Origin of the sequence: Micromonospora foliorum (genome assembly GCF_022229015.1) — a bacterium.
Classification (GTDB): domain Bacteria; phylum Actinomycetota; class Actinomycetes; order Mycobacteriales; family Micromonosporaceae; genus Micromonospora; species Micromonospora foliorum.
The window spans coordinates 22000-28725 of record NZ_JAKKFF010000456.1; the positions used below are offsets into that span (position 1 = coordinate 22000).

5 protein-coding genes are annotated in these 6726 nt (G+C 70.4%); all 5 read left to right on the forward strand.

Going from position 1 to position 6726, the window contains the following annotated elements:
* The first annotated feature begins 50 nt into the window (after positions 1 to 50).
* Complete coding sequence (locus PSH25_RS27735; RefSeq protein ID WP_238661845.1) at positions 51 to 1559, forward strand: sugar ABC transporter ATP-binding protein; 1509 nt, start codon at positions 51 to 53, stop codon at positions 1557 to 1559.
* Positions 1556 to 2683 carry an ABC transporter permease gene (locus PSH25_RS27740; protein ID WP_238661840.1) on the forward strand — a complete coding sequence of 376 codons (1128 nt, stop codon included), beginning with the start codon at positions 1556 to 1558 and terminating at the stop codon, positions 2681 to 2683. Before PSH25_RS27735 ends, PSH25_RS27740 begins: the two co-directional genes overlap by 4 nt.
* Positions 2684 to 2780: 97 nt before the next feature.
* Positions 2781 to 3833, forward strand: a complete 1053-nt coding sequence (locus PSH25_RS27745) for a substrate-binding domain-containing protein (RefSeq protein ID WP_238661841.1) — start codon at positions 2781 to 2783, stop codon at positions 3831 to 3833.
* A gap of 54 nt (positions 3834 to 3887) precedes the next feature.
* Positions 3888 to 5063, forward strand: a complete 1176-nt coding sequence (locus PSH25_RS27750) for a Gfo/Idh/MocA family protein (protein WP_372492861.1) — start codon at positions 3888 to 3890, stop codon at positions 5061 to 5063.
* A 647-nt stretch (positions 5064 to 5710) separates the two neighbouring features.
* The coding region (locus PSH25_RS27755) for an inositol-3-phosphate synthase (RefSeq protein ID WP_238661843.1) at positions 5711 to 6726 on the forward strand (1016 nt) is incomplete at its 3' end.

Below are 6726 nucleotides of genomic sequence, written 5' to 3' on the forward strand. Positions count from 1 at the left end.
TCGCCGAGGCGCCGCTGGTCGAGGCTCCCGCCGACACCGTCGCGGGCGAGGTGGTCCTGCGCCTCACCGATGTGGTGAAGACCTTCCCCGGCGTACGCGCGCTCGACGGCGTGCAGCTGGAGGTGCGTGCCGGCGAGGTGCACTGCCTGCTCGGGCAGAACGGCGCCGGTAAGTCCACCCTGATCAAGGTGCTCGCCGGGGTGCACCAACCGGATTCCGGGCAGGTGGAGTGGCGCGGTGAGCCGGCCACGTTCACCAACCCGCAGGCCGCCATGAAGGCTGGCATCGCCACGATCTACCAGGAGCTCGACCTCGTCGAGGATCTGTCGGTCGCGGAGAACGCCTTCCTCGGGCACGAGTACCGCAGCTTCGGGTTCGTCCGGCGCGGTCGGATGGCCCGGCACACCCGGCAGATCCTCAGTCGGCTCGGCCACGGTGAGATTCCGCCGGGGCGGATGGTCCGGTCACTGCCGGCGGCGGGCAAGCAGATCGTCAGCATGGCGCGGGCGCTGTCGCACGAGGCCCGACTGATCATCATGGACGAGCCGAGCGCGGTGCTGGCCCACGACGAGGTCGGCAACCTGTTCCGGATCATCCGTGAGCTGACCGCGCAGGGCATCGCCGTCATCTACATCTCCCACCGGTTGGAGGAGATCCGCGAGATCGGCGACCGGGTCACCGTACTCAAGGACGGCCGGACCACGGCGGCGAACCTGCCGGCGCGCGACACCCCGACCCGCGACCTGGTGAGCCGGATGACCGGCCGCACCATCGAGTACGTCTTCCCGGACCGGCCGGCCGACGACTCCGCGGGCGCCGACCTGCTCCAGGTGGAGGGGTTGACCCGCACGGGCGAGTTCGCCGACGTCTCGCTGAGCGTGCGTGCCGGAGAGATCGTGGGCATCGCCGGGCTGGTCGGCTCCGGTCGTTCCGAACTGCTGGAGACGATCTACGGTGCCCGCCTCCCGGAGGCCGGCACGGTGCGGATGGACGGAAAGGCCCTGCGGCCGGGCGTCGGCGCGGCGGTTCGCGCCGGCATGGGCATGGCCCCGGAGGAACGCAAGAGCCAGGCGCTGCTGCTCGGCGAGCCGATCTACCGCAACGTCACGCTGGCCACCTTCGGCCGGTACGCGCGGCTCGGCTTCACCAACGCCGCCAAGGAACGCGCCGAGGCGGACCGGATCGCGGAGACCCTGGAGCTGCGGCCCCGGGACGTCGACCGGCCGGTACGCACGCTGTCCGGCGGCAACCAGCAGAAGGTGGTGGTCGGGCGCTGGCTGCTCGGCGGCACCAAGTTGCTGCTTCTCGACGAGCCGACCCGGGGCGTGGACGTGGGCGCCCGGGCCGAGCTCTACCAGGTCATCCGGGCATTGGCCGCTCAGGGCGTGGGGGTGCTGCTGGTCTCCAGCGAGGTGCCCGAGGTGCTGGGTCTGGCCGACCGGGTGCTGGTGATGCGGGAAGGGCGGGTCGTCCGCGAAGCCGCGGCCGGCGAACTCGACGAGAACACTGTGCTTGACCTCGTGATGGCGGGGTCCTTGATGGAAGGCGCACCGGCATGAGCGACGCGACTCCCACTCCCACCGCGACACCGGAGCGCCCGCAGCTTCCGGCGCAGTCGCCGCCGGTGGATCCGGCGGAGACGGCGGTGGCCAGTAACAAGGCAGGATCCGGGGGGAAGCTCTCCTGGTGGCGGGGTGACGGTGGCGACGGCGCCAAGCGCAACCTCGGTCTGATCGGGGTGCTGGCCGCGCTCATCGTGGTCGGGGCGGTCACCAAGCCCGACCTGTACGGCGACCCGAACTGGGTCTGGAACAACGTCCTGGCCATCCTCCAGTTGGCCTCGGTCGTCGGCGTGGTCACGGTCGGGATGACCTTCGTGATCATCGGTGGCGGCATCGACCTGTCGGTCGGCGCGATCGTCGCGCTGGCCGGGGTCTGGTGCACCACGGTGGCCACCCAGAGCTACGGCGCCGGCGGCATGATCTTCACCGCCCTCGCGGTCGGCATCTGCGTCGGCCTGGTCAACGGTGTGCTCATCTCGTACGGGCGGCTGGTCCCCTTCATCGCGACGCTCGCGATGCTGGTGGCCGCGCGCGGGCTCGCGGCATCGATCTCCAACAAGCAGACCCAGGTGTCGAGCAGCACGTTCATCAACGACATCGCGGCGCGCAAGGTGATCGGGATCCCGATCCTGGTCTACATCCTCGGCGCGGTCGTGCTGGCCGGTTGGGTCGTGCTCAACCGCACGACCTTCGGCCGGCGGACCATCGCCGTCGGCGGTAACCCGGAGGCGGCCCGGCTGGCCGGTATCAACGTCCGGCGGCACACCATGCTGCTCTACGCGCTCTCCGGTCTGTGCTGCGGTATCGCCGCCATCATGCTCACCTCGCAGGCGACCTCGGCGCAGGCAGCGATGGCCAACCTGTACGAGTTGGACGCGATCGCCGCGGCGATCATCGGTGGGACGTTGCTCAGCGGCGGTCGGGGCACGATCGTCGGCTCGCTGCTCGGCGTCATCATCTTCGCCACCATCACGAACCTCTTCGCCATCAACGGCCTCTCCATCGAGGCGCAGAACATGGTCAAGGGCGGCATCATCGTCGCCGCCGTCCTGGTCCAGCAGTTCCAGTTCAAGTCCGTCACTCGGCTCCTCGCGCGGAACAGGGTCACCACCGCAACCTGACGCACCGCACCGTTGTCCTGGCGACGTCGAGAAATTCGACGCTGGCCGGGCCTCGCACACCCTCGATAAGTCAAATCCCGCTCCCAGGAGGTCATTCATGACCCAGCACAGTCGCGACCTGTCGCGCCGCCGGTTGCTCTTCGGTGGAGCCGCAGTGGGCGCTGCCACCCTTCTCACCGCCTGCACCAGCAACGAGACCCCGGCTGCCAGCACCCAGACCAAGGCCGCCGGAAACAGTGAAGGCAACAACGCCCCGGGCAAGAAGGTCGTCATCGGCTTCTCCGCGCCGGCCGCCGACCACGGTTGGATGGGCGCGATCCACGCCAACGCCAAGGCGCAGGCCGCGGCCTACTCGGACGTGGAGTTCAAGGAGGTCGACGGTGGGTCGAACTCCGAGGCCCAGCGCTCCACGCTCGGCACGCTGATCGCCCAGAAGCCGGACATCATCGTCGTGCTGCCGCACGACGGCAAGGAGGTCAACGCCGTTGCCCTCCAGGCGATGCAGGCGGGTATCCCGATCGTGAACCTCGACCGGGCGTTCCCCGACGCGCTGGCCTCGCGGCTGGTCATCAAGGGCGACAACTACGGCATGGGCGTCTCGGCCGGGCACTTCATCGGCAAGCAGCTCAAGGACAAGGGCATCGCCAACCCGGTCATCGGTGAGATCGCCGGGCTGGAGATCCCGCTGACCGTCGAGCGCAGCGCCGGCTTCAAGGCCGCCCTGGCGACCTACGGGTTCACGGTGCGGAACCGTCGTTCGGCCGAGTTCACCTCGGACAGCGGTCAGCGCGAGGCGTCCCAGCTGCTCCAGGCGCTGCCGAAGATCGACGCCATCTGGAACCACGACGACGACCAGGGCATCGGTGTGCTCGCGGCCATCAAGCAGGCCAACCGGTCGGAGTTCTTCATGGTCGGCGGCGCGGGCTCCAAGCTCGCGATCGACGCGATCAAGGCCGACAACACCGTGCTGAAGGCCACGGTCACCTACAACCCGTCGATGGCCTCCTCGGCGGTCTCGCTCGCGCGGCTCATCGCGCAGGGCCGGGGCCTGGGCGACCTGACGGAGCTGCAGGTGCCCAAGGAAGTGACCCTGGCCTCGGAGACGATCACCAAGGAGAACGCGAGCAGCTACGACAAGCTCGGGTTCTGACATACCGGGGGGAGACCCACCTTGTCCACGACAGACAAAGAACTGCGGGTCGGCATGGTCGGCTACGCGTTCATGGGCGCCGCGCACTCACAGGCGTGGCGCACCGTGAACCGCGTCTTCAACCTGCCGGCGCGGGCCCGGATGGCGTTGATCTGCGGCCGAGACACAGCGAAGGTGGCGGACGCCGCCGACACACTCGGCTGGGACGCGTACACCACCGACTGGCGTGACCTGATCAACCGGGACGACATCGACGTGGTCGACATCTGCACCCCGGGCGACAGCCACGCCGAGATCGCTCTCGCCGCGTTGGCCGCGGGCAAGCACGTTCTGTGCGAGAAGCCGTTGGCCAACTCGGTGGAGGAGGCACGGGCGATGACCGCCGCGGCGGATGTCGCCCGGGCCGCCGGAGTGCGGTCGATGTGCGGGTTCAACTACCGCCGGGTCCCCGCGGTCACGATGATGCGCCAGTTGGTCGCCGACGGACGGCTCGGGGTGATTCGACACGTCCGTGCGACGTACCTGCAGGACTGGATCGTGGACCCGCAGTTCCCGCTGGTCTGGCGGTTGCAGAAGGACAGGGCGGGCTCCGGCGCGCTCGGTGACATCGGTGCGCACATCATCGACCTGACCCAGTTCGTCACGGGTCAGCGGATCAGCGGCGTCAGCGCGGTCACCGAGACCTTCGTCAAGGAGCGGCCGTTGCCGGCCGAGTCGAGCGGTCTGGCGGCCTCGGTGGACGGCCACTCGGCGCCCACCGGGACGGTCACCGTTGACGACGCCGCGGTCTTCGTGGCCCGGCTCGACGGTGGCGCCCTGGCCACGTACGAGGCGAGCCGGTTCGCGACCGGCCGTAAGAACGCGCTGCGTGTCGAGATCAACGGCTCGCTGGGCAGTGTGGTCTTCGACCTGGAGCGCCTCAACGAGCTGGAGTTCTACGACGCGACCCGCCCGGCCGTGGAGCAGGGCTTCAGCCGCATCCTGGTGACCGAGGGCGAGCACCCGTACATGTCGGCGTGGTGGCCCCCGGGCCACATCATCGGCTACGAGCACTCGTTCACGCACGAGATGCGCGACTTCATCGAGGCGGTCGCCACCGGTGTCGACCCGACTCCCTCCTTCGCCGACGCGTTGCAGGTCCAGCTGGTGCTGGACGCGGTGGCCCGTTCGGCGGAGCTCGGCTCCTCCTGGGCCGAGGTGGAACCGACGCTGACCGCGGCGGCTGTCTGACCATTGACCATCCGCGACGGCGGTGTTCGCACCGCCGTCGCCCGACCGGCTTTCCGACGCCGACCGGCGAGGGACCAGCCACGGATTGCGCCCCGTGGCCGGGCCAGAGGTCGGTTTCGGAGAGCGTGCAGCCGGGCCGTACGGCCCGGTGGCGCACGAGCAGGACGGTCGTCCGGTGCGACCGGACCGGGATTCCCCGGCCGCACCGGAGGACCGCCACCCACCGGTGAACGTTCCGGAGGACCTGATGACACCGCCCGCCGCTGCCCCCACCCGTACCGCACCCGCTCGCCGGTTCCCGGCGGGTCGTGGTTCGGTCGCTGTTCCGGTGGGTACGGCGGCCTGAGACGCCCGGCCGGGGCATGCCAGACGCCCCGACCGGCCGGATGCGGGGGAGGCAGGGTCGAGACGCCGACCCGACCCTGCCTACCAGCCCCGTCTGCTCGCACCTGCCGGGATCCGGTCCGGCGTCGTCGCCGCCGACGCCGACGTCGGAAGCCGGTGCTGTTCCGGTGCGGGGCGGGCGGACGGGGCCCATCCACCCGGCCCGAAACTTTCCGAAACCGGGCCGTATCTTTCCGAAACATATTCTGATATTCCTATATTTAGCGGTACCGACGGTTCCTCGTGGACGGGGAAGGAGCACCATGCGAACAGGTGTCTGGCTGGTAGGAGCGCGCGGATCCGTCGCGACCACCAGCATCGTCGGGGGGCTCGCGCTGCGGGCCGGCCTGGCCGGGCCCACCGGCTGCGTCACCGAGCTTCCCGAGCTGCGTGGCCCGGCCCTGCCTGCCTTCGCCGATCTGGTCTTCGGCGGTCACGACCTGGCCACCACCCCGCTGTGCAAGCGCGCCGAGGCGCTGGCCGACGCCGGCGTCATCCCCTGGCGGCTGGTCGCCGCGCTCCGCGACGAGCTGGGCGTGGTCGAGCAGGAGCTGCGCCCCGCACCGGCCGGCGTCACCCAGGCCGATCGAGCCGCCGCCGTGGTCCGCGACCTCACCAGCTTCCGCGAGCGACACGAACTGGACCGGGTGGTGGTGGTCAACGTCTCCGCCACCGAGCCGGCCCCCGCACCGCACCCCGGGCACGCCGACCCGGCCGCGCTGCGCGCCGCCCTCGACGGGCCGGACGAGGTGCTGCCGGTCAGCTCCCTCTACGCGTACGCGGCAGTGCTCGCCGGCTGCCCGTACGTCGACTTCACCCCGTCCACCGGGCTGCGGCTGCCGGCGCTGGCCGCCCTGGCCGAGGAGGCCCGACTGCCGTACGCCGGGCACGACGGCAAGACCGGGGAGACCCTGGTCAAGTCGGTGCTCGCGCCGATGTTCGCGATGCGCAACCTGGACGTGCGCTCCTGGTCCGGAACCAACCTGCTCGGCGGTGGCGACGGCGCCACCCTCGCCGACCCGGCCGCGAACGCGGCGAAGGTGCAGAGCAAGCAGCGGGTGCTCGGCGAGACGCTGGGCTACGTCCCGCAGGGCGGCACCCGCATCGAGTACGTCGAGGACCTGGGCGACTTCAAGACCGCCTGGGATCTGATCACCTTCAGCGGTTTCCTCGGCACCGGCATGCGGATGGAGTTCACCTGGCACGGCTGCGACTCCGCGCTGGCCGCGCCGCTGGTGCTCGACCTGGCCCGCCTCACCGCCGCCGCGCACGCCGCCGC

Bases quoted from the DNA above. Each gene is read 5' to 3' on its own strand.
- PSH25_RS27740 (WP_238661840.1), top strand. From the start codon at position 1,556: ATGAGCGACGCGACTCCCACTCCCACCGCGACACCGGAGCGCCCGCAG.
- PSH25_RS27745 (WP_238661841.1), top strand. From the start codon at position 2,781: ATGACCCAGCACAGTCGCGACCTGTCGCGCCGCCGGTTGCTCTTCGGT.
- PSH25_RS27750 (WP_372492861.1), top strand. From the start codon at position 3,888: ATGGTCGGCTACGCGTTCATGGGCGCCGCGCACTCACAGGCGTGGCGC.